Source organism: Variovorax sp. Varisp53, assembly GCF_059491555.1.
In genome coordinates this window covers 353,439-376,313 of the sequence record NZ_CP168512.1, presented here as the reverse complement: position 1 = coordinate 376,313, position 22,875 = coordinate 353,439, and the positions used below count along the sequence as shown (strand labels likewise).

21 protein-coding genes and 1 pseudogene are annotated in these 22,875 nt (G+C 67.5%); 13 read left to right on the top strand and 9 right to left on the bottom strand.

What is annotated here, in order from left to right:
- Positions 1-93: 93 nt before the first annotated feature.
- From ACEOAB_RS01680 to ACEOAB_RS01670, 3 genes are all read left to right on the top strand, one after another.
- Positions 94-834: an IclR family transcriptional regulator gene (locus ACEOAB_RS01680; protein WP_495653399.1), complete on the top strand. Its 741-nt coding sequence runs from the start codon at positions 94-96 to the stop codon at positions 832-834.
- Between the two features lie 129 nt (positions 835-963).
- The gene (locus ACEOAB_RS01675; RefSeq protein ID WP_413750228.1) at positions 964-3,162 is read left to right on the top strand and encodes a malate synthase G; all 2,199 of its coding nucleotides are present in this window, start codon (positions 964-966) and stop codon (positions 3,160-3,162) included.
- Positions 3,163-3,283: 121 nt separating this feature from the next.
- Entirely contained in the window at positions 3,284-4,555 is a 1,272-nt protein-coding gene (locus ACEOAB_RS01670; protein ID WP_413750229.1) for an MFS transporter, read from the top strand.
- Here the strand turns inward: ACEOAB_RS01670 and ACEOAB_RS01665 are convergent.
- From ACEOAB_RS01665 to ACEOAB_RS01655, 3 genes are read right to left on the bottom strand one after another with little or no spacing between them, the layout of a single operon-like run.
- A complete protein-coding gene (locus ACEOAB_RS01665; protein ID WP_413750230.1) occupies positions 4,545-4,715 on the bottom strand; it encodes an EamA family transporter in 171 nt (56 codons plus the stop codon). The genes ACEOAB_RS01670 and ACEOAB_RS01665 overlap by 11 nt on opposite strands.
- Before the next feature lie 60 nt (positions 4,716-4,775).
- Complete coding sequence (locus ACEOAB_RS01660; RefSeq protein WP_413750231.1) at positions 4,776-5,555, bottom strand: hypothetical protein; 780 nt, start codon at positions 5,553-5,555, stop codon at positions 4,776-4,778.
- On the bottom strand, positions 5,548-5,775 hold the full coding sequence (locus tag ACEOAB_RS01655; RefSeq protein ID WP_413750232.1) for a hypothetical protein: 228 nt from the start codon (positions 5,773-5,775) through the stop codon (positions 5,548-5,550). The genes ACEOAB_RS01660 and ACEOAB_RS01655 overlap by 8 nt, the downstream gene beginning before the upstream one ends.
- Before the next feature lie 405 nt (positions 5,776-6,180).
- Between ACEOAB_RS01655 and ACEOAB_RS01650 the strand changes: the two genes are divergently transcribed.
- Positions 6,181-6,756 carry a fasciclin domain-containing protein gene (locus tag ACEOAB_RS01650; RefSeq protein WP_495653398.1) on the top strand — a complete coding sequence of 192 codons (576 nt, stop codon included), beginning with the start codon at positions 6,181-6,183 and terminating at the stop codon, positions 6,754-6,756.
- Between the two features lie 34 nt (positions 6,757-6,790).
- On the opposite strand, the gene ACEOAB_RS01645 is transcribed toward ACEOAB_RS01650, so the two are convergent.
- Positions 6,791-7,726: a LysR substrate-binding domain-containing protein gene (locus ACEOAB_RS01645; RefSeq protein ID WP_495653397.1), complete on the bottom strand. Its 936-nt coding sequence runs from the start codon at positions 7,724-7,726 to the stop codon at positions 6,791-6,793.
- A gap of 82 nt (positions 7,727-7,808) precedes the next feature.
- Here ACEOAB_RS01645 and ACEOAB_RS01640 point away from each other — a divergent pair, with 82 nt between their 5' ends.
- The 4 genes from ACEOAB_RS01640 (at position 7,809) to ACEOAB_RS01625 (ending at position 10,546) form a co-directional block, all read left to right on the top strand.
- Positions 7,809-8,132, top strand: coding sequence for a DUF2917 domain-containing protein (locus ACEOAB_RS01640; RefSeq protein WP_413750750.1), 324 nt, complete (start codon positions 7,809-7,811; stop codon positions 8,130-8,132).
- Between the two features lie 65 nt (positions 8,133-8,197).
- On the top strand, positions 8,198-9,001 hold the full coding sequence (locus ACEOAB_RS01635; RefSeq protein ID WP_413750751.1) for an enoyl-CoA hydratase-related protein: 804 nt from the start codon (positions 8,198-8,200) through the stop codon (positions 8,999-9,001).
- Positions 9,002-9,056: 55 nt separating this feature from the next.
- Positions 9,057-10,313, top strand: coding sequence for a 6-phosphofructokinase (locus ACEOAB_RS01630; RefSeq protein ID WP_413750752.1), 1,257 nt, complete (start codon positions 9,057-9,059; stop codon positions 10,311-10,313).
- Positions 10,310-10,546 carry a cysteine-rich CWC family protein gene (locus ACEOAB_RS01625; protein WP_007837657.1) on the top strand — a complete coding sequence of 79 codons (237 nt, stop codon included), beginning with the start codon at positions 10,310-10,312 and terminating at the stop codon, positions 10,544-10,546. The genes ACEOAB_RS01630 and ACEOAB_RS01625 overlap by 4 nt, the downstream gene beginning before the upstream one ends.
- Here ACEOAB_RS01625 and ACEOAB_RS01620 read toward each other — a convergent pair.
- Positions 10,537-11,859 carry a zinc-binding metallopeptidase family protein gene (locus ACEOAB_RS01620; protein WP_413750753.1) on the bottom strand — a complete coding sequence of 441 codons (1,323 nt, stop codon included), beginning with the start codon at positions 11,857-11,859 and terminating at the stop codon, positions 10,537-10,539. The two genes, ACEOAB_RS01625 and ACEOAB_RS01620, sit on opposite strands and share 10 nt — an antisense overlap.
- A gap of 130 nt (positions 11,860-11,989) precedes the next feature.
- Here ACEOAB_RS01620 and ACEOAB_RS01615 point away from each other — a divergent pair.
- The 3 genes and pseudogenes from ACEOAB_RS01615 (at position 11,990) to ACEOAB_RS01605 (ending at position 15,511) form a co-directional block, all read left to right on the top strand.
- Positions 11,990-13,476: pseudogene (locus ACEOAB_RS01615) on the top strand (DHA2 family efflux MFS transporter permease subunit).
- Between the two features lie 77 nt (positions 13,477-13,553).
- Positions 13,554-14,693, top strand: a complete 1,140-nt coding sequence (locus ACEOAB_RS01610) for an ABC transporter substrate-binding protein (protein ID WP_056588639.1) — start codon at positions 13,554-13,556, stop codon at positions 14,691-14,693.
- A gap of 50 nt (positions 14,694-14,743) precedes the next feature.
- Positions 14,744-15,511: a class II glutamine amidotransferase gene (locus ACEOAB_RS01605; protein WP_413749652.1), complete on the top strand. Its 768-nt coding sequence runs from the start codon at positions 14,744-14,746 to the stop codon at positions 15,509-15,511.
- Here ACEOAB_RS01605 and gshB read toward each other — a convergent pair.
- Positions 15,500-16,462 carry a glutathione synthase gene (gshB, locus tag ACEOAB_RS01600; RefSeq protein ID WP_413749651.1) on the bottom strand — a complete coding sequence of 321 codons (963 nt, stop codon included), beginning with the start codon at positions 16,460-16,462 and terminating at the stop codon, positions 15,500-15,502. The two genes, ACEOAB_RS01605 and gshB, sit on opposite strands and share 12 nt — an antisense overlap.
- A gap of 265 nt (positions 16,463-16,727) precedes the next feature.
- On the opposite strand from gshB, the gene ACEOAB_RS01595 reads away from it, so the two are divergent.
- On the top strand, positions 16,728-17,156 hold the full coding sequence (locus ACEOAB_RS01595) for a nuclear transport factor 2 family protein (protein WP_413749650.1): 429 nt from the start codon (positions 16,728-16,730) through the stop codon (positions 17,154-17,156).
- Positions 17,157-17,166: 10 nt separating this feature from the next.
- Positions 17,167-18,090: a polysaccharide deacetylase family protein gene (locus ACEOAB_RS01590; protein ID WP_413749649.1), complete on the top strand. Its 924-nt coding sequence runs from the start codon at positions 17,167-17,169 to the stop codon at positions 18,088-18,090.
- Positions 18,091-18,111: 21 nt separating this feature from the next.
- Here the strand turns inward: ACEOAB_RS01590 and ACEOAB_RS01585 are convergent, their stop codons facing one another.
- From ACEOAB_RS01585 to ACEOAB_RS01575, 3 genes are all read right to left on the bottom strand, one after another.
- Positions 18,112-19,980 carry a potassium transporter Kup gene (locus ACEOAB_RS01585; RefSeq protein WP_007837644.1) on the bottom strand — a complete coding sequence of 623 codons (1,869 nt, stop codon included), beginning with the start codon at positions 19,978-19,980 and terminating at the stop codon, positions 18,112-18,114.
- A gap of 180 nt (positions 19,981-20,160) precedes the next feature.
- Entirely contained in the window at positions 20,161-21,480 is a 1,320-nt protein-coding gene (gene gshA / locus ACEOAB_RS01580; RefSeq protein ID WP_056588629.1) for a glutamate--cysteine ligase, read from the bottom strand.
- A 96-nt stretch (positions 21,481-21,576) separates the two neighbouring features.
- On the bottom strand, positions 21,577-22,869 hold the full coding sequence (locus ACEOAB_RS01575) for a glutamate-5-semialdehyde dehydrogenase (protein WP_413749648.1): 1,293 nt from the start codon (positions 22,867-22,869) through the stop codon (positions 21,577-21,579).
- Positions 22,870-22,875: the final 6 nt, after the last annotated feature.

Genomic DNA, 22,875 nt, shown 5'->3' with positions numbered 1-22,875 from the left:
TCGTCTCCTTGAGGCTTGACTGTTCTATCTAATAGAACTATATTCCGTTAAACAGAATTAGACCGTCGATCCAATCGACTGTCAAGCCAAGCCATGCCCCGCAAAGCCCAGACCGAATCGGTGTCCGACCTCAATGCCGCCCCCGGCGGCGCCGCCGCGGTCGACCGCGCGCTGAGCCTGCTCTGCGCCTTCCAGCCGGGCGACGAGGCGCTGTCGCTCGCGCAGTTCGCCGAGCGCACGCAGCTCTACAAGAGCACCGTGCTGCGGCTGCTGGCCTCGCTCGAACATGCCCGGCTCATCCGCCGGCAGGACGACGGCCGCTACGCGCTGGGCATGGAGATCGCGCGGCTGCACGGGCTGTACGCGGCGTCGCTGTCGCTCGACCGCATCGTGCCGCCGGTGCTGCGCTCGCTCGCCGCAACAACGGGCGAAAGTGCCGCGTACCACGTGCGGCAGGACCAGGGCGACAGCTGGGTGCGGCTGTGCCAGTTCCGGGTCGACTCCTCGCATGTGGTGCGCGACCACGTGCGCGCTGGCGACCTGCTGCCCAACGATCGCGGCGCGGGGGCGCGCGTGCTGATCGCCTTCGGACCCGAGGCCGAGCGGCCGCGCGGCACCAAGGAACGCAAGCTGTACGACGCCATCCGCACGCAGGGTTACTGCGCGCTGGTGGGCGACCGCACGGCCGAACTGGCGGGGATCTCGGCGCCAGTGTTCCATGCCGATGGCAGCCTCGCTGCGGCCGTCACGCTGACGATGCCCACGCACCGCTACGACGAGCGCCATATCGAGCCGGTGCGCGCGGCTGCGCGCGAACTCACCGGGCAGGTTTGATTCCATCGCGGAAGAACCTCGATTACCTTTATTTTTGTCACAGATAAATCCCGCCCCTGGCTCTTACTCGCCAGCAAAGTATCGAATAAAGTTCGGTTCAGGATTGCATCTTTCTCAAGGAGAAACCCCATGACCACTCGCACCACCGCCCACGGACTTCAGGTCGCGACCGAGCTCCACCGCTTCATCGAAGACAAGGTCCTGCCCGCCAGCGGCGTGGCCAGCGACGTCTTCTGGAAGGGCTTCGACGCCATCGTCCACGACCTCGCACCGAAGAACATCGCGCTGCTCGCCGAGCGCGACCGCCTGCAGAGCGAGCTCGACGCGTGGCACAAGAAGAACCCCGGCCCGATCACCGCAGGTGATCCGTCGAATCCTTCCGACATGACCGCCTACCGCGCCTTCCTCGAGAAGATCGGCTACCTGCTGCCGCAGCCCAAGGGCGCGAAGGCCACGACCGCGAATGTCGACTCCGAACTCGCGCTGCAGGCCGGTCCTCAACTGGTGGTGCCGATCCTGAACGCACGCTATGCGCTCAACGCCGCCAACGCGCGCTGGGGCTCGCTGTACGACGCGCTCTACGGCACCGACGCGATTCCCGAAACCGGCGGTGCCGAGAAGGGCAAGGGCTACAACCCCGTGCGCGGCGCCAAGGTCATCGAGTTCGCGCGCAACGTGCTCGACCAGGCCGCATCGCTGGAAAACGGCTCGCACAAGAACGCCACCGGCTACAGCGTGAAGGACGGCAAGCTCGTCGTCGCGCTCCAAAGCAGCAGCACCGGCCTGGTCGATGCCTCGCAATTCATCGGCTACCAGGGCGATGCCGCTGCGCCGTCTTCCGTGCTGCTGAAGCACAACGGCATCCACCTCGACATCCGCATCGACCGCGGCACGCCCATCGGCAAGAGCGATGCGGCCGGCGTGAGCGACCTCGTGCTCGAAGCCGCGCTCTCGACCATCCTGGACCTCGAAGACTCGGTGGCCGTGGTCGACGCGGCCGACAAGGTGGTGGCGTACTCGAACTGGCTCGGCATCGTCGAAGGCACGCTCACCGAAGAAGTCGCCAAGGGCGGCAAGACCTTCACGCGCGGCCTGAACCCCGACCGCGAATACACCGGCGCCGACGGCCAACCCGTGAAGCTGCACGGCCGCTCGCTCATGTTCCTGCGCAACGTGGGCCACCTGATGACCAACCCGGCCGTGCTGTATGCCGGCGGCAAGGAAATCCCCGAGGGCATCCTCGACGCCGTGGTCACCACCACCATCGCCACCATCGACCTGAAGCGCAAGGGCAACTCGCGCACCGGCAGCATCTACATCGTCAAGCCGAAGATGCACGGCCCGGCCGAAGTGGCCTTCGCCAGCGAGCTGTTCGGCCGCGTCGAACAACTGCTCGGCCTGCCCGCCAACACGGTGAAGCTCGGCATCATGGACGAGGAGCGCCGCACCAGCGTGAACCTCAAGGCCTGCATCGCCGAAGCGGCCGCGCGCGTGGCCTTCATCAACACCGGCTTCCTCGACCGCACCGGCGACGAGATGCACACCGCCATGCAGGGCGGCCCGATGATCCGCAAGGGCGACATGAAGTCCAGCGCCTGGATCGGCGCTTATGAAAAGAACAACGTGCTGGTCGGCCTCTCGTGCGGCCTGCGCGGCAAGGCGCAGATCGGCAAGGGCATGTGGGCCATGCCCGACCTGATGGCCGCCATGCTCGAACAGAAGATCGGCCACCCCAAGGCCGGCGCCAACACCGCCTGGGTGCCCTCGCCCACCGCCGCCACGCTGCACGCGCTGCACTACCACCAGGTCAGCGTGACCGCGGTGCAGCAGGAGCTGGAGAAGATCGACGCCGACGCCGAGCGCGACAACATCCTCAACGCGCTGCTGCAGGTGCCGATCGCGCCCGAGGCCAAGTGGACGCCCGAAGAGCGCCAGCAGGAAATCGACAACAACGTGCAGGGCATTCTCGGCTACGTGGTGCGCTGGATCGACCAGGGCGTGGGCTGCTCCAAGGTGCCCGACATCCACAACGTCGGCCTGATGGAAGACCGCGCGACGCTGCGCATCTCGAGCCAGCACATCGCCAACTGGCTGCTGCACGGCGTGGTGACCAAGGCGCAGGTCGACGAGACCTTCCAGCGCATGGCCAAGGTGGTCGACGAGCAGAATGCGGGCGACCCGATGTACCAGCCGATGGCCGGCAACTTCGCGACCTCGGCGGCCTACAAGGCAGCGCAGGAACTGGTGTTCAAGGGCATCGAGCAGCCGAGCGGGTACACCGAGCCGTTGCTGCATGCTTGGCGGTTGAAGGTCAAGGGCGAGGCCTGATCTGCATCCCCGGCACCCTGCCGGGTTCAAGCGAACGAACGGCGCCCGAGGGCGCCGTTCTGCATGAGAAGCGGCGTGCCATTAGCATTCACGCCGCTCTCCTCTTTCGAATTTCCCCTCGATGAACACGAATGCGGCATTGCCGCCTCCGCCGCGCTGGTCAACCTCGGCCGCCGCGATGCTGGTCGCACTGGCCAGCGCCTTCGCCCTGAGCCAGGCCTTCCGCACCGTCGGCGCCATGATGGCAACGCCGCTCGCCGGGCACTTCGGCCTGACGCCACAACAGCTGGGCACGTGGGCCGGCACCTTCCACTTCATGTTCGGCATCATGCAGCTCGCGATGGGCGTGTCGATCGACATGTTCGGCGTGCGCCGCACGGTGCTGGTCGCCTTTCCGCTGGCCATCGCGGGCGCGGCGCTGTGCGCAATGGCGCCGAGCTTCGGCGCCCTGCTGCTGGGGCAGGCGCTGATCGGCGTCGGCTGCGCGCCGGCCTTCCTGGTGTGCACGGTGTTCATCGCACGGCACTTCGACGCCTCGCGCTTCACCGCGATGTCGGGACTGGTGATGAGCATGGCCGGGCTGGGCATCCTGTTCACCGGCACGCCGCTGGCCTTGCTGATCGAGGCCTCCTCGTGGCGCGCGGGCTACGCGGTGCTGGCTGGGTTCGCCGTGCTCTCGTGGAGCCTCATCTTCTGGCGCGTGCACGAGCCGGTGCGTGCGGTGGATCAGGCGAGCCCGCAGGCAGCGCCGGCCGAGCGCCAGTCGCTGCGCAAGGCGGTGCGCGAACTGCTGCCGCTGTTCGCGATGCCGCACACCCTGGGCCTGCTGTGCTTCGCCTGCGTGTCGTACGCGGCCTTCATCACGCTGCGCGGCCTGTGGCTCGGGCCGGTGTTGCACGACCGGCACGGCCTGTCGCTGGTGGCCAGCGGCAATGTCGCATTGGTCATGACGGTCGCCGGCATGCTCAGCCCGGCGCTGTTCGGCCGGATGGACCCGGGCGGCGCACGCCGCGCACACTGGATGATGGGATGCTCGTTCGCCGGCGCGCTGATGTTCGGCGCCATGGCGCTGACGCAATCGCGCGCGGTGGACATCGGCCTGCCGGTCTTCTACGGCCTGCTTTCGGGCTACAGCGTGCTGCAGTACGCCTACACCAGGAACGCCTACCCCGCTGCGATGACGGGACGCGCGATGGCGCTGCTCAACATGGCGATGTTCCTCGGCGTGTCGCTGATGCAGTGGACGACCGGCGTGGCCGCGTCGTGGGCCGTGGCGAATGGCGTCGAGCCGTTCCGCGCGGTGTTCCTCACGGTCGCGGCCATGCTGGCCGCGGGCACGCTCGCGTTCCTCGTGCTGCCGCGCGCGGCGGCGCCGGTGCGGCTCAGCGCTTGATCGCCAGCATCAGCACGCCGCCCGCGATCATTGCCACGCCCGCCCACTCGCGGCCGCTCGGCCGTTCGCCGAGGAACATCACTGCGAAGAGCACCACCAGCACCACGCTGAGCTTGTCCACCGGCGCGACCTGCGAGGCATTGGAGGCGGTGGTGCCCATGGTGCTTCTTTCATCGGTGGCGACGCGGCCGCCATCATGCGCGGTCGAACTCCCGCCGCGTCAGGCCTCTTCACCCAGGCGCGCCCGGATCTCCTTGCGGCCGAGTTGGCGCTTGGTCGCGGCATAGACATCGGATCGCCCGTACATACGCTGATTGCAGGAATCGCCGAAGGCCGGCCGGCCCCATGTGCTGATCGTCTTGACGAAGCAGCGTCGCAGAACGTCGAAGCGCTTGTCCCAGACGCCCGGCGCCTTCATCGGCGGCGTGGGTGCCAGCGTGATCTCGTACCAGTAACCGTCCACGCGGTGCCATTGCGTGAGTTCGTCGATCACGACGAACGACAGCTCCGGCTTCTTGCCGCGCTGCCCGTACCTCTCGTCCCGTTCGCGTTGCCGAGCCTGTGCGATGCGCCGGTTGGGCAGCAGGATGCCGGTGACAGGGTGCACGAAGAGCTCCACTCTCGAAGCCTCCTCCAGCGGCACGCGATCACCGCGTCCCCACCAGGCCGCACGCACCAGCACCTCCCCGTCGCGCATCACCGTATCGCGTTCCACGAAATCGTCGATGTGCTCGAAGATGTGCGCCTGCACGGTGCTGCGTCGATCGATGCCGCTGCATAGCTCCGAATACACCTTGTCCCACGGCCGGTGCACCTGCTTGTGCAGCCAGCGCTTGAGGGGCGCGAGGTTCTCGTTGAGCCCCTTGGGGTACTCATAGCCGTGCTTCATGCCCAGGCGCGAGCCGCGCTCCTTGCTGTTGCGCCACTTGCGCCCGTCGCCCTGTACGCCACCACCGCGACGCGGCCGCTCGACGATGACCTTGTCCATGTCGTCACGCATCGTCGCCCCTCCCCCTGAAGTCGCGCACGGCCTTCTGCAGCGCCACCTTCTGCGCGCGCCGTTCGGCGCGGTGCGTGCGCAGGTGGCGCCCTGCCTTCTGGTTCGATTCGCCGCGCGCCATCGCGGCCACTACAGGATTGCGAGGTGCCACGCCAGGCACCGAAAAGTAAAACCGGCCCAGACGCTTGTCGTCGTCGCGGGCCTTTCGTTGAGCACTCATGTGCACACACTCCGAAAAACAGAAAGGCCCCGGCGAATGGCTGCGCGGGGCCTTTGTCGATGGGCCTCGGCGGGTGCATGGATGCACGTCCGGCCGGGGCGGTCGGTGTGCGGATCAGGTGTTCAGGAAACGGTTCATTGAATTGGTTTGTCGCCCGGGAGGTTGGTCGTCGCCAGGCGCGGTGAAAAGAAACTGTCGCTGAAAAACGAAGGGCGGATTTTGGCGAGCCCGCATGCGACGCGCAAGCGCCGCATGGGCGGTTGTGGCGCAAAGCCGACGCGGTGCCGTCGCGTGAATCCAGTTGCGCGGCCGCGCCGTATCCGACTCAAGCGCATCGCGCCTCCGAGCTGCTGGCGGTTTCCACAGTCAACTTCCACCAAGAACCTTTTTTTCCAGGAGCCTTCAATGAAGAAACTCATGATTGCAGTCGGCGTTTCGATCCTGCTCGGCGCTTGCGCGGGCGGCACGGCCATGGGCGGCAGTGGCGGCGGCATGTCGTCGAACCCGATGGTCGGCGGTGCGGCGATGTACCCGACGAAGGACATCGTCGACAACGCCGTGAATTCGAAGGACCACACCACGCTGGTCGCGGCCCGGAAGGCCGCGGACCTCGTGGGCACGCTCAAGAGCCCCGGCCCGTTCACCGTGTTCGCACCGACCAACGCGGCCTTCGCCGCACTGCCGGCCGGCACGGTCGACACGCTGCTCAAGCCCGAGAACAAGCCCACGCTGACCAAGGTGCTGACCTACCACGTGGTGCCCGGCCGGATGGACGGCCCGGCGCTGATGAGCGCCATCAACGCAGGCGGTGGCAAGGCCACGCTGAAGACCGCGAGCGGCGGCACGCTGACCGCGACGATGAGCGGCAGCAACGTGATGGTGACCGACGCCAAGGGCGGCACGGCGATGGTGACGATCGCCAACGTCTACCAGTCGAACGGCGTGATCCACGTCGTGAACAAGGTGCTGCTGCCGGGTTGATCGCAACCCTCTTCAGCGCCGGCGCGACGGGCCTTCAGGTCCGCCGCGCCGCTTCCGCTTCGTCGCGCAGCCACTGCGCGAAATCCTGCGCGTCGCGGTTGCTCCCGGCGCGCTTCGACATCTCGACGAAGTAGCCGCGGCGCGACGCGGCGCCTTCGCCCAGCGGCGCGACCAGGCGGCCGTCCCTCACCAGGTCCTGCAGCAGCGGCAACCGGCCGATCACCACGCCCTGGCCCGCCACGGCCGCGGCCACCGCGTCGGCGTATTGCGTGAAGCGCAGCGTGCTCTTCATGCGCAGGTCGGCGAGCCCCATGACCTTGAGCCAGGGTTCCCAGTCGGTCGTTGGTGCTTCGCTGTGGTCCGGGTACTCGATCGTGAGCAGCGTGAGTCCCGAAAGATCCGAGGGCGCGTGCAAGGCCGCCGCGAGCTGCGGGGCACACAGCGGCACCACCGACTCCTCGAACAGCGCCGCGCCGACGCCGCGATCGATCGCCACGAAGCGCACCGCCAGGTCGATGCGGCTGCGCTCCAGGTCGAGCACGTCGAGCGTGGCCGACACGCGCACGTCGACCTGCGGATGACTGCCGGTGAAGCGCACGAGCCGCGGAATGAGCCACAGCGATGCGAAGCCCGGCGTGGTGGTGATCGCCACCTGACGCGGCGCGGCACTGGCGCGCACGCGCGCAGTGGCATCGCGCAGGCGCTCCAGGCTGTCGGTGACGGCGCGCTGCAGCACGCCGCCGGCCTCGGTGAGCGACAGCGCGCGGTGCCGGCGCTCGAACAGCAGCACGCCCAGGCTGGCTTCGAGCTGCTGGATCTGCCGGCTCACGGCCGACTGCGTCAGGTGCAGCTCGCCGGCCGCGAGCGTGAAGCTCAGCCGGCGCGCAGCCGCCTCGAAACTGCGCAGCAGTTCGAGCGGCGGCAGTTCGCCGTTCATGGCGCCAAGGGCTTTCGCATTCTCTAGATGCATGCAAAGAGTTCCGAATGACCGTGTGCAACGGAGGGATCGGCCCACTATATTCATTCGTATCACGAATGCAATGGAGCTTGCCATGAGCACCTCTTCCCCCGCTTCTTCCCGCTTCCACGTCAGCCTCCCGAAACGTTCCGTCTTCGCCGTACCCGATGGTGCGGGCGTGGGCATCGAATGCCGAAGCGGCTCGGTCTGGGTCACGCTCGACCGCGACCCGCGCGACATCGTGCTCGAGCCCGGCGAGCGCTTCGAAGGCACCGAGCACCGGCGCGTGCTGGTGTCGGCGCTGGAGGCGTCGTGCATCACGGTGTCGGATGCGCGGCCGGCCGCCATGCCTCTCTCGAAGGGCACGGGCACACGGTCGCCTTGGCGACTTCCGTCACACGGGTTGTCCCCGGCTTGACCCAGGCTCGTGTGCATCGAACCATCGATGCCCATGAGCCCCGACGCACCCACCTCCACCGCCCGATGAGCGACCAGCCCTACATCCTCCAGGAGCTGGCCGACGGCATCGCCACGCTCACGCTGAATCTTCCCGCCAAGCTCAACCCGATCGCGCGCGAGCTGCAGGTCGAACTGCGCGATGCGCTCGACCGCATCCGCGACGACCGCGCGGTGCGCGCAGTGATCCTCACCGGCGCCGGCAAGGCCTTCTGCGTGGGCGCCGACCTGAGCGCGATGGCGCCGGGCGACGAGGGCAAGTCCCTCGGCACGCAGACGGCCGAGTGGATGCAGCAGCTCAGCAATCCGCTGATCGAGGCGCTGCGCACGCTGCCTGTTCCCGTGGTCGCCGCCGTCAATGGCCCTGCGGCTGGCGCCGGCGTGGGCCTTGCGCTGGCAGCCGACGTGACCATTGCCGCGCGCAGCGCGTATTTCTATCTGCCCTTTCTGCCCAAGCTCGGCATCGTGCCGGACCTCGGCTGCACCTGGGCCATTCCGCGCCGCGCCGGCCGGGCGCGCGCCATGGGCATGGCGCTGCTCGACGAGCGCGTGGGCGCGGGCCGCGCCGTGCAATGGGGCCTGATCTGGGGTTGCGTGGACGACGAGCAGTTGATGGAGGAAGCCAAGGGCATCGCGCAGCGCCTCGCCCGCCTGCCGGCGCATGCAGTGCTCGAGGCGCGCGAGGCCTTCGAGGCCTCGGAGCGCCACACGCTGAAGGAGCAGTTGCACTACGAGAGCGAGCGCCAGCGCGAGCTGATCGACCGCCCGAGCTTCCGCGAAGGCGTGAGCGCCTTCCTGCAGAAGCGGCCGCCGGTCTTCGAAAGCCGCTGACATCCTGTCACCCTGACACTGGCGCCTGCCGGGGGGCTGCGGGAGAATGCCGCGCATGCCCATCCTCAACGCCTTCTACGCCCAGTCGGGCGGCGTCACCTCGGTCATCAACGCGTCGGCCTGCGGCGTGATCGAGACGGCGCGAAAACATCCCGACCGCATCGGCAAGCTCTATGCCGGGCGCAACGGCATCATCGGCGCGCTGACCGAGGAGCTGATCGACACCGGCGCCGAATCGGCCGAGGCGATCGCGGCGCTGCGCGGCACGCCCTCGGGCGCTTTCGGTTCGTGCCGCTACAAGCTCAAGTCGCTCGAGAAGAACCGGCGCGAATACGAGCGGCTGATCGAGGTATTCAAGGCGCATGGCATCGGCTACTTCTTCTACAACGGCGGCGGCGATTCGGCCGACACCTGCTTCAAGGTGAGCCAGCTGTCGCAATCGATGGGCTATGCGCTGCAGGCCATCCACGTGCCCAAGACCATCGACAACGACCTGCCGCTGACCGACTGCTGTCCGGGCTTCGGCTCGGTTGCGAAGTACGTGGCGGTGTCGACCATCGAGGCCTCGTTCGACGTGCGTTCGATGGCGGCAACATCGACCAAGGTGTTCGTGCTCGAAGTGATGGGGCGGCACGCGGGCTGGATCGCCGCGGCGGGCGGGCTGGCGGCGGACCAGGGCATTCCGGTGGTAGTGCTGTTCCCGGAGATCGAGTTCGACAAGCCGCGCTTCATCGCGCGCGTCGACGAACTGGTGAAGCAGCACGGGTATTGCTCGGTGGTGGTGTCCGAAGGCTGCCACCACCCTGATGGCACCTTCCTTGCCGAGCAGGGCACGCGCGACGCCTTCGGCCATGCGCAGCTCGGCGGCGCGGCGCCGGTGGTGGCGCAGATGATCAAGGAAGCGCTGGGCCACAAGTTCCACTGGGCGGTGGCCGACTACCTGCAGCGCGCGGCGCGCCACATCGCCTCGGCCACCGACGTGAAGCAGGCCTACGAGCTGGGACAGCGCGCGGTGGAGCTGGCACTCGAAGGCCGCAATGCCGTCATGCCCACCATCAAGCGCACATCCGATGTGCCTTATGCCTACCGCCTGGGCTGCGCACCGCTCGAATCGGTGGCCAACGTCGAGAAGCCGATGCCGCGCGATTTCATCTCGGACGATGGCTACGGCATCACCGAGCGGTGCCGGCGCTACCTGCTGCCGCTGATCGAGGGCGAGGACTATCCGGCCTACAGCGGCGGGTTGCCGGTCTACGTGACGCTGCAGAACGTGGCGGTGGCGAAGAAGCTGCCGGCTTTCGAGATCGCATGACAACTTCGGCGGCAGCCACCGGCCTGATCGACGCCACACGCTGTCCGCTGTGCGGCGAGGCGAACCGTTGCGCAATGGAAATCGAACGCGAGACGGGCCAGGCGCAGCCGCCCTGCTGGTGCATGCAGGCCGACTTCGGCAAGGCGCCGCTCACGAACCTGCCGGAAGACATGCGCGGGCTGGCGTGCATCTGCATGCGCTGCGCGACCGGCGCGCCGCCGGCTCAGGACTGAGCAGGGTTCTGTGATTGCCCCTGTGACTGCTCCCGCTCGTCGGGTGCGGGATCAGCGGCCACATCGCTGGCCACCACCATCGTCGGCGCACTGCCCGGGCGCTGCTGCGTGATCACGCGGTGGATGAACTGCAGCTTGCCCACCGCCGCGCGCGGCAGCACGAAAGGGTAGTAGTCGGGCTGCCCCATGCTGCGCGACAGCTCGTTGAGCACGTTGGTGAGCAGCACCCAGCCGTTGATGAAATCGAGGAACTTGCCGGCATCGGGATCGTCCGGCTGCCAGAGGTCAGCCGCAGTGAAGAGGTCGCTTGCCAGCTCGACGTTGGTTGCGTCGACACCGAAGCTCATCGCGGTGTCCGCCGTATCGGCCATGTGCAGGTAGTGGGCCCAGGTCTCGGCCCAGTCTTCCCAGGGATGCGTGCTCGCGTAGCTGCTCACGAAGCGGTCGGCCCAGTCGGGCGGCGGGCCCTGTTCGTAGTGGTGCTGCAGCGCGGCGGCGTAGTCGGCGCGTTCGTCGCCGAAGAGCGCGCGGAAGTCGTCGATCCACGGCGTGGGCAGCACCAGCAGGTCCCAGTAGTAGTGGCCGACCTCGTGGCGGAAGTGGCCCAGCAGCGTGCGGTAGGGCTCGCGCATCTCGGCGCGAATGCGCTCGCGCACGGCGTCCTCGGCCTCTTCGGCGTTGAGCGTGATCACGCCGTGCTGGTGGCCGGTCATCACGTGCGGGCCGCCCGGCATGTTGCTGAGGAAGTCGAAGGTCAGCCCGTGCACAGGATCGGCGTGGCGGCTCACCACCGGCAGGCCGAGCGCAAGCAGTTGCGAGATGAGCCGGCGCTTGGCGGTCTCGAGCTTGCCCCAGAGTTCTCCGTTGGCTTCCACCGAAAGATCGGGAATGGTGCGGGTGACGCTGCAGGCGAGGCAGTAGCCGGGCGCGAGGCCCTGGGTGTCGTCGGGCAGGGTCTCGCCTTCGCGTGCGGCAGGCACCATCCAGCTGCAGGCGGCCGGGGTCATGAGGTTCGCGCAGCGGCGGTAGGTCTTGCCATGCGGGTCGCCGAACACGGTGAAGGTGTCGGGCTGCGCGCCCTCGCCCGCCGCCGGCGCGAGGGGCATCACGCCGAGCCGGTCGATCACGTAGCCGAGCGGTGTGTGGCAGGCCAGGCATTTGCTGTTGCGCAGGAACACGGGGCGGCCGCACTGGCAGCGGTAGGCGCGGCTCACGGTCGGCGCGGCCAGCTCGGTCGCGAGCGTGGAAGTGCCTTCCGGCTCGGCGGGGGCCGGTTGGGCGTTGGCTTGTTGTTCGTCGGGCATGGTGTCCATGTGTTGTCTCGATCTTCTTCCTGACGCTGAGGGGACAGCCGACGCATTGTGCGGGCCACCCGTCGCGCCCTCGCCCGCGCAAAGACCGATATGCTTGTAGGACGACGGACCCGAGACATTCCGCCGCCCCATGACCTCCCCACAGACCTCCGAAGCCGCGACCACGCCGGCCCCGCCCTCCATCGGCACGCTGCGCGAGCGCTATGGCGAGCGCTACCGCTGGTATCTGCTGCTGTCGGTCATGGTGGGCACGATGGCGTCGATCATGTCCTCGACCATCGTCAACGTGGCGATTCCGGGCATGAGCCACCACTTCTCGCTCGGCCAGGAGCGCGCGCAGTGGGTGAGTTCGGGCTTCATGGTGGCAATGACGGTGTCGATGCTCACCACGCCCTGGCTGCTGTCGCGCTACGGCTACCGTCGCACCTACGCGGGCACGATGCTGTTGCTGCTGGTGGGCGGCATCGTGGGCGGCGTGGCCAACGACTTCTCGCTGGTGCTGCTCGCGCGCGTGGCCGAGGGGCTGGCGGCGGGCGTGGTGCAGCCCATTCCGGCCATCATCATCCTGCGCGCCTTCGAGCCCCACGAGCAGGGACGCGCGAGCGGCATCTTCGGCATGGGCGTGGTGCTGGCGCCGGCGGTGGGGCCGAGCATCGGCGGGGTGCTGGTCGACCTGTTCGGCTGGCGCTCGATCTTCTTCATGGTGGTGCCGTTCTGCCTGGCCTCGCTCTGGCTGGCCTACAAGTTCGTGCCGACCACGGCGCCGGGCGGCGTGGCCGCGGCGCGCGGCGGCGGGCTCGACGCGCGCGGGCTGGCGCTGGGCACGGTCGGCACGCTGTGCCTGCTGAACGGGCTGGTCGCGCTGCGCGGCGATTCGCCCCTGCAGGCCGGCCTGCTGCTGGCGGGCGCGCTGGTGTCGTTCGCCGCCTTCGTGTGGTGGCAGCGGCGGCTCGCGGCCTCGGGCGGCACGCCGCTGATGAACCTCGCGCTGTTCCAGTACCGGCAGTTCGCCATGGGCAGCGTGGTGGCCTTCATCTACGGCACGGCGCTGTTCGGCTCGACCTACCTGCTGCCGGTGTACATGCAGGTGGGGCTGCATCTGTCGGCCTCGCACGTGGGCACCATCCTGCTGCCGGCGGCATCGTGCTCGCGCTGACCATCGCCGGCGTCGGCCGGCTGGCCGACAAGCACCCGACCTGGGTGCTGGTGACGATCGGCCTCGCGCTGCTGGCGGCGTCGTTCGCGCTGATGATGGTGCTGCGGCTCGACAGCGCTCTGTGGCTGCTGGTGGCCTTCGCGATCATCGGGCGCATCGGGCTGGGCTTCATCCTGCCCTCGCTCAACCTGGGTTCGATGCGGCCGCTGGCCAAGCCGCTGATCCCGCAGGGCGCGAGCGCCATCAACTTCGTGCGCATGCTGGGCGGCGCGGCGGGCGTGAGCCTGTGCGCCATCGTTCTCGAATGGCGGCTGGCGGCGCATGGCGATTCGCTCGCCAACCCGATGAGCAGCCCGGCGCGGCTGGCCGCTTTCGATGAGGTGTTCGCAATGCTGGCAGGGCTTTGCGCGATTGCCATCTGCGCGGCCTGGCAGTTGCGCCGCCCGCCACAACAAGGGTAAGCACTCAGTACTACCTAAGACCCCATCGTTTCTAATTGTTAACAGTTGTTAAACACAGTTAGAGTGGGTCTTACATCATGCAACGCAGAAGTTTTATCGCCTCGACGGCGGTTCTCGCCGGCGGCCTCGCGCGGCTCTCGTCTGTGCAAGCCGCCGAGGCGGGGGTGAGCGACAGTGAAATCGTGCTCGGCAGTTCGGCCGTGCTGAGCGGTCCGCTCGGCTCGCAGATCAAGGTCGTGCACAACGGTGCCGCGCTGGCGTTCGATTCGGTCAACGAACAAGGCGGCGTGGGCGGGCGCAAGATCAAGATGGTGGCGCTGGACGACGAGCTGAAGGCCGACAAGGCGGTGGAGAACTACGGCAAGCTGCTGAACGACCACCGCGTGTTCGCCTTCTTCGGCTGCGTGGGCTCGGGCACGACGGCCGCGGCGGCCAAGCTGCTGCAGCAGAGCGGCGCGCCCAGTGTGGGCGGCTACGGGGTGGGCGACAGCGCGCGCGAACGCGTAGCGGGCTCGGCCTACTTCGTGCGCGCCAGCAACGCACGCGAAGCACAGGCCCTGGTCGAGCACCTGGCCACCATCGGCGTGAACAAGATCGCCATCGCCCACCTCGACAACCCCGGCGGCGCCGAGGCGGTCAAGCTGATCGAGGCGGCCATGGCCCCCCGCAAGCTCGCGCCGACGGCCACGGTCATGGTCAAGGGCGACGGCTCGAACGCCGCCGCCGCCGGCAAGGCGCTGGCCGACAGCCAGTCCCAGGCCATCCTGATGTATCTGGCCGGCACCGTGGCGGGCGAGGTGATCAAGGCCACCTACGACGCCGGCAGCAAGCCGATGTTCTATGGCATGTCGATCGTGCCGGGCGAGGTCACGGCCAAGGTGGTGCCCCTGCAGGCGGGCGGCCTGGCGATCTCGCAGGTCATGCCCTATCCCTGGGGCGAGGTGGAAACCGTGACGCGCGACTATCGCCGGCTGGCCGAGCGGGCGCAGGTGCCGGTGGGCTACGGCAGCTTCGAGGGCTACCTGAACGCACTGGTGATGATCGAGGCGCTCAAGCGCACCGGCCGCGACCTGACGCGCGCGCGCCTGCATGCGACGCTGCGCGCACTCAAGCTGCGCCTGGCCGGCATGGACATCGATTTCTCGACCGGCAGCACCACCGGCTCGCGCTTCATCGAGATGGTGCGCGTCACGCCCGAGGGCCGCTTCGTGCGCTGAAAGGGCGAGCGGATTCGCCAAGCGGCTGGCGCTCGCGCTTTAATGGCGCCATGTGCCAATTGCTTGGAATGAATTGCAACACGCCCACGGACGTGACCTTCAGCTTCACCGGCTTCGCGCAACGCGGCGGCCGCACCGACCATCACGCCGATGGCTGGGGCATCGCGTTCTTCGAGGACCGCGGGCTGCGCCACTTCGTCGATCACCAGCCGGCGTGCGAATCGCCGGTGGCGGAGCTGATCCGGCGCTACCCCATACAGAGCCGCAACGTCATCGCGCACATCCGCAAGGCGACGCAGGGGGAGGTCAACCTGCAGAACTGCCACCCGTTCGTGCGGGAGCTCTGGGGGCGCTATTGGGTGTTCGCCCACAACGGCGACCTGAAGAAATTCCGCCCGCGCCTGCACGGCAACTTCCATCCGGTGGGCAACACCGATAGCGAGCACGCCTTCTGCTGGATCATGCAGGAGCTGGCCAAGTCGCATGCGGGCGTGCCGAGCATCGAGGAGCTGACGCTCACTCTGCGCGAACTGGCACCGCAGCTCGCGGCGCACGGCACCTTCAACTTCATGCTGTCCAACGGGCAGGCGCTGTGGGCGCATGCCTCGACCAACCTCTGGTACGTGGAGCGCCGCCACCCCTTCGTGACGGCGCAGTTGTCGGACGAAGACCTGGAGATCGACTTCGCGCGGCACACCACGCCCAACGACCGCGTGGCCGTGGTCGTGACCGCGCCGCTGACCACCAACGAGACATGGACGCAGTTCACGCCGGGCGAACTGCATGTGTTCGTGGACGGGCAGCGCTCAGTGCGCTGAAGCCCGGGCCAGGTGCGCCTCGAGCGCATCGACGAACATCGCCGGCACGTCGAAGCCCGTCTGCTCGGTGATCTCCTGGAAGCAGGTCGGGCTGGTCACGTTGATCTCGGTGACCGAGTCGCCGATCACGTCGAGCCCGATCAGCAGCAGACCGCGCGGCGCGAGCGTCCGCCCCACGGTCTCGGCGATCTCGCGATTGCGCGCCGTGAGCGGCTGGGCCACGCCCTTGCCGCCGGCTGCCAGATTGCCACGGACCTCGGTGCCCTGCGGAATGCGCGCCAGCACGAAAGGCGCCGGCTCGCCCGCGATGATCAGGATGCGCTTGTCGCCCTGTACCACTTCCGGCACGAAGCGCTGCACCATGATCGTTTCGGCGCCGTCCTTGTTGAGCGTCTCGACGATGGAGCCCAGGTTCAGCGCATCCTGCTTCACGCGGAAGATGCCCATGCCGCCCATGCCGTCGAGCGGCTTCAGGATGATGTCGCCGTGCTCCGCGTGGAAGTCGCGCACGGCCTGGGCGCTGCGCGTGACCAGCGTGGGCGTGACGAACTGCGGAAACTCCATGATCGCGAGCTTCTCGGGGTGGTCGCGCAGCGCGCGCGGCGAGTTCACCACCTGCGCACCCTCGCGCTCGGCCTGCTCCAGCAGGTGCGTGGCGTAGATGTATTCGGCGTCGAAGGGCGGGTCCTTGCGCATCAGCACGGCGTCGAAATCCTTCAGCGCCTTGGCCTCGGTGATGTCGACGCGATACCAGCCCCGGGCGTCGCCGGTCAGCGTGATCTGCTGCACCGTGGCCGTGACCACGCCGCCCGACTTCCACTGGATGTCCTGCGGCAGGCAGGCGGCGATGCGATAACCGCGGCGCTGCGCCTCGCGCATCATCGAGAAGGTCGTGTCCTTGTAGATCTTGAAGTGATCGAGCGGATCGGCGACGAAGAGGATGTTTTTCATCAGGCGTTCTTTCTTGCGGTGCCGGGGCGCGGTGGCCAGTGGCATGAGGTATCGGGCGCGATGTTGCCGGAAGCGGCGATGTCCTTGCCGGCGGGGGCCTTTTCCCCTCTTGAACCCGCAGCAGCCGACCTGGCCGCGCAACGGCATCGGACGATTGTGCCGGGAGCCCGCAGTCGCAGGATTGTCAACAATCCCGACCTCGTAACGTCAACCATCCGGCACGGGAATTGCATGAATCCGGCTCCGACAACTACCGGAGAACCTCGTGGAGACATCCGTTTCGCAAGGCAGCCCCGCGCCCGATCCCGCCGCCGTGGTCGACGAATTCCTTCGCCTGGTGATGATCCCGGACCCGCAGTCGGCCTCCCGCTTCACCGCGCCCGACGTCCGCATCCGTTTCACCGGCAACCGCCCAATGAAGGCGCCCGGCGACACCTCGGCCTTCAACGCGAAGCGCTATGCATGGGTCAAGAAGAAGATCGAGCGCACCGAAACGGTGGCCGGCGGCACGCCCGAGGAAACGGTGGTCTACAGCCTGGGCACGCTCTACGGTGCATGGCCCGACGGCACGGCCTTCGAAGGCAATCGCTATGTCGACCGTTATGTGGTGCGCCACGGCCTGATCGTGCAGATGGACGTCTGGAACGACAGCGCCGAATGGCTGCTGGTGCGCGCCGGACTCGCCGTGCTGTGAGGCCGCCGGCATGACCACGCGCTGGCCCGACCGGCTCCCCACGCACGACCGCTTCGACTACCGGCCCATCACGCGGCGGCCCGACTATGTCTGGCCGAACGGCGCGCGGCTGGCGGTGTACATCGGCTTCAACGTCGAGCACTTCGCCTTCGGCGACGGGCTGGGTGCATGCATCGGCCCGGCCTCGCCACAGCCCGACGTGCTCAACCACGGCTGGCGCGAGTACGGCAACCGCGTCGGTGCGTGGCGCTGCCTCGAACTGTTCGACGCGCTCGCGCTGCCCACCGGCGCGCTGGTCAACACCGCGCTGTACGACCACTGCCCCGAGCTGATCCAGGCGCTGGTGGCGCGCGGCGACGAACTGATCGGCCACGGCCACAGCAATGCCGAGCGCCAGGGCGTGCTCGACGAAGAGCACGAGCGCGCACTGCTGCTGCGCTGCCGCGAACGCATGCTGCGCGAAAGCGGGCAGGCGCCCGCCGGCTGGCTCTCGCCGTGGATCTCGGAAAGCATCCTCACGCCCGACCTGCTGGCCGAGACCGGCTACGGCTACACCCTTAACTGGTGCCACGACGACCAGCCGCTGCGCATGCGCACGCGCGGTGGCGGTTCGCTGTGGTCGGTGCCGTACCCGCAGGAGCTCAACGACATCCCGATGATCGTCGGCCGCCTGATGGACGCGAAGGACTTCAGCGCCATGGTGGTCGACAACTTCGAGGAAATGCTCGACCAGTCGCGCGCGCAGCCGCTGGTGATGGGCCTGGCGCTGCATCCGTACATCGTCGGGCAGCCCTACCGGCTAAGGCACCTGCGCACCGCGCTCGCGCGCCTGGCGCAGGCGCGCGACCGGGGCGATGTCTGGTTCACCACGCCGGGCGCGATCGCCTCGCATGTGGCGAAGCTCGAGAGGGAGCGGCCGGGGGAATTCGGCTGAGGCGCACCGCGCCAGGCCTCCTCAGATCTCGATCTTCGACCCCAGCTCCACCACCGCGTTGTTCGGCAGCCCCAGGAACGCCGCCGCCCCGCTCGCGTTGTGGTGCATCTGCGCGAACAACTTCTCGCGCCACGGCGCCATGCCGCTGCCCAGCGTGGGGATGACAACGTCGCGCGACAGGAAGTAGCTGGTCGTCATCTGCTCCAGCTGGCAGCCGCGCATGCGCGCGTTTTCGAGCGCGCGCGGCAGGTCGATGTCGTTCTTGAAGCCGTAGTGCACCATGATCTGCCAGCAATGGTGGCCGAGGGCCTCGATCTCGATGCGCTTGTCCATCGGGATCCATGGCACCTCGTGGTTGCGCACGGTCACGAACATGTTCTGCTCGTGCAGCACCTTGTTGTGCTTCAGGTTGTGCAGCAGCGCATTGGGCACGGTGCCCGGCTCGGCCGTGAGGAACACCGCCGTGCCGTCCACGCGCGCCGGCGGGCTGACGAACACCGAGCCGAGAAAGGACTTCAGGTCGATCGCGTCGGCATGCTGCGCCTCGCCCATCAGGCGGCGGCCTTCCTTCCACGTGATCATCAGCGTGAAGACGAAGCCGCCGATCAGCAGCGGGAACCAGCCGCCTTCGAACAGCTTGAGCAGGTTCGACGCGAAGAACAGGAAGTCGACGACGAAGAAGACCGCGGTCGACGCGATGCACAGCGCCAGCGGCAGCTTCCACGCATAGCGGATCACGAAGAAGGTCAGCACCGTGGTGATCAGCATGTCGGTGGTCACGGCGATGCCGTAGGCCGCGGCCAGGCTGCTCGACGAACGGAACATGACCACCGCCAGCACGATGGCCACGAACAGGCCCCAGTTGACCAGCGGAATGTAGATCTGGCCCGCCGTGCGCACGCTGGTGTGCTCGATGTTCAGGCGCGGCAGGTAGCCCAGCTGGATGACCTGGCGCGTGACGCTGAAGGCGCCCGTGATGAGGGCCTGCGACGCGATCACCGTGGCCGCAGTGGCCAGCAGCACCAGCGGAATGAGCGCCCATTCGGGCGCCATCATGAAGAACGGGTTCTTCACCGCCTCGGGGTTCTCCAGCAGCAGCGCGCCCTGGCCGAAGTAGTTGAGCGTGAGCGCCGGCATCACCACCGAGAACCATGCGATGCGGATCGGGCTCTTGCCGAAGTGCCCCAGGTCGGCGTACAGCGCCTCGGCGCCGGTCACGCACAGCACGGTGGCACCCAGCAGGATGAAGCTGGTGCCGGGGTTGTCCCACATGAACTTCAGCGCGTAGAACGGATTCAGCGCCTTCAGGATCTCGGGGTGGTGCAGGATCTGGGACACGCCGAGCACGGCAATCGCCAGGAACCACACCAGCGTGATCGGCCCGAAGAACTTGCCGATGCCCGCCGTGCCGCGCTTCTGCACCACGAACAGGCAGAACAGCACGACCAGCGTGAGCGGAATGACGTAGTGCGTGAAGTGCGGCGACACCACCTCCAGGCCCTCGACCGCCGAGAGCACCGAGATGGCCGGGGTGATGACCCCGTCGCCATAGAAAAGCGAGGTGCCGAAGATGCCGACCACCAGCAGCACGTGGCGCAGCCTGGGCTTGTCGGCCACCGCGCGGGAGGCCAGCGCGAGCATGGCGACGAGGCCACCCTCGCCTTCGTTGTCGGCGCGCAGCACGAGCACGACGTACTTGATGGAGACGATGACGGTGAGCGTCCAGAAGAACATCGAGAGGATGCCGTAGACGTTTCCGACGGTGAACGGCACGTGGCCGTGGCCGAACACTTCCTTGACGGCATACAGCACGCTGGTGCCGATGTCGCCATAGACGACGCCGATGGCGCCGACGATCAGGCCGGCTGAGAGATTTTTGGGGGCTGACACGAGGTCGATGGGAAAAGGACAGGCTGCTGGAATCGACGCGTCAGACACGCCGGGGTGCGACACGGGGGAACTTTAGTTCACCATTGTCACCCCTCCCGCCCTTTTGTTTCCGTTGCTGTGGGGCCGCTATTTTGCCGCCGCTTGCGACCGGCGCAAGCCGCCGCCAGCCACCCCGGGAAATCATTCGTAGATTTCGGCGTCCGGATCGGTCGCTTCCATTTCGTAGCTGGCGGCCACCATGGCCAGCCGGCCGACCACGCCATACATGTAGAAGCGGTTCGGGGCGCTGGCGCCGGGCTTGGCGCCGGGCTGAGGCAAGTGCGCACTTTCAGAGAACGCCAGGGGCACGAAGCTCGCGCCCGGCAGCTTCAGGTTTTCGTCGGCGGCGCGCTCGGCATGCACGCGGTAGAAGCCGCCGACCACGTAGCGATCCATCATGTAGACCACCGGTTCGGCCACGCCGTTGTGCACGCGCTCGTTGGTCAGCACGCCTTCCTGCACGATCAGCTCGGTGGGGTCGCGTAGATCGCGGCTGGCGCCCGGCTTGGTGGCGGGAATGCCGGCCGCAGCGCGGGGCTTGCCGATCAGCGCCTCCACATCCTTGGCGTCGCGCACCGTCACCACGCCCGGACTGCCGCTGCCGCTGTGGCCGCCCTTGACGACCACGAACGGCTTCTCGTTGATGCCGTATTCCTTGTACTTGCGGCGCACCTTGGTCAGCACCGCGTCCACATGGCTGGTCAGCACGTCGATGCCGCGGCCCTCGGCCACGTCCACGCCTTCGGCTCGCGCATAGATCGGGTTGATGAGCCAGGGGTCGATGCCCAGCAGCTTGCCGAAGCGCTTGGACAGCTCCTCGTAGCTATGCAGGTGGTTGCTCTTGCGGCGCACCGACCAGCCTGCATGCAGCGGCGGCAGCAGATACTGCTCGTGCAAGTCCTCGAGGATGCCGGGTGTTCCTGCAGAAAGCTCGTTGTTGAGCAGAATTGTGCAGGGATCGAAGTTCTTCAGCCCCAGGCGACGCTTGCTGCGTACCACCGGTTCGAGCGTCACAGTGTCGCCGTTGGGCAGTTCGATCTTCTTGGAAGTCTTGATGGCGGGATCGATGGACCCGATGCGCACATTGAGCCCCGCCATATGGAAGATGCGCACCAGTTGCGCGACGTTGGCGAGATAAAAGGTGTTCTTGGAGTGATTTTCCGGAATGACGAGCAGGTTGCGCGCTTCCGGACAGATCTTCTCGATGGCCGCCTGCGCGGCCTGCACTGCCAGCGGCAGCATTTCCTTGGTGAGGTTGTTCCAGCCGCCCGGGAACAGGTTGGTGTCGACCGGGGCCAGCTTGAAGCCGGCGTTGCGGATGTCGACGGCGCTGTAGAACGGCGGCGTGTGCTCCATCCACTCGAGCCGGAACCAGCGCTCGATGGCAGGCATCGAGTCGAGCACCCGCTGCTCCAGTTCGTTGATCGGGCCGGTCAGGGCGGTGACGAGATGCGGAACCATGCGGGCGGCCTTGTTGGTTTTGTGCTTAAAGGTAGAGCGGAATTGTAGGAATTGGGGGTGCCCATCCCGAAGACAAGACCACGAGAGCGGCGCGCATCAGGTCCGCACTTCGCCCTGGCCCAGCACCACGTACTTGAGCGAGGTCAGCCCTTCGATCCCCACCGGTCCGCGCGCATGGAACTTGTCGGTGCTGATGCCGATTTCGGCGCCCAGCCCGAACTCGAAACCGTCCGCGAAGCGTGTGCTCGCATTGACCATCACGCTGGCCGAATCGACCTCGCGCAGGAAGCGCTGTGCATGCACATGGTCGCGCGTGACGATGGCGTCGGTGTGGTGGCTCGAATAGCGATTGATGTGCGCAATGGCCTCGTCCACACCTGCCACCACCTTGATGCTGATGACGGCGGCCAGGTATTCCTCGGACCAGTCGGATTCGACCGCATCGACCACTCTGGCTTTCGGATCGATCGCACCGTCGGCGCGCAGGATGGCGGCGGCGGCCGGGTCGCAGCGCATTTCCACGCCCTTGGCCGCGAAGATGGCGGCGATCTCGGGCAGGAAGTCGTCGGCCACAGAGGCCGACACCAACAGGCCTTCGGCGGCATTGCACGGGCTGTACTTCTGGGTCTTGGCGTTGTCGACGATGCGCAGCGCCATGTCGAACTCGGCCGTGTCGTCCACGTAGACGTGGCAGTTGCCGTCCAGGTGCTTGATGACCGGCACCTTGGCGTCGCGGCTGATGCGCTCGATCAGGCCCTTGCCGCCGCGCGGAATGATCACGTCGACGAACTCGGGCATGGCGATCAGCTGGCCCACGGCTTCGCGGTCGGTGGTCTGCACCAGCTGCACCGCGTCGACCGGCAGGCCGGCTTCGGCCAGCGCCTCGGACACCAGCAGCGCCAGCGCCTTGTTCGACTCGATGGCTTCCGAGCCGCCGCGCAGGATAGCGGCGTTGCCGCTCTTGATGGCCAGGCTCGCGGCCTCGATGGTCACGTTGGGGCGGCTCTCGTAGATCATGCCGAAGACGCCGATCGGCACGCGCATCTGGCCCACGCGGATGCCGCTGGGCTGCTGCTTCATGCCGATGATCTCGCCGATCACGTCGGCCATGCCGGCGAGCTGCTCGCAGCCGAGCGCCACGGTCTCGATGACCTTGGGCGTGAGCTTGAGGCGGTCCACCATCGGCGCCGAGAGGCCGGCGGCCGTGGCGCGCTCGAGGTCCTTCTGGTTGGCGGTGGCCAGCACCGGGCCGGCTTCGCGCAGGCGCCGGGCCAGCGCCTTCAGGGCCTTGTTTTTGGTGGCTGCATCCGCACGGGCCATGAGGAATGCGGCGGTTTTGGCTTGCAGGCCGAGGGTCTGCATGTGCTCGCTGACGTTGAACGCGTTCATGCGCTC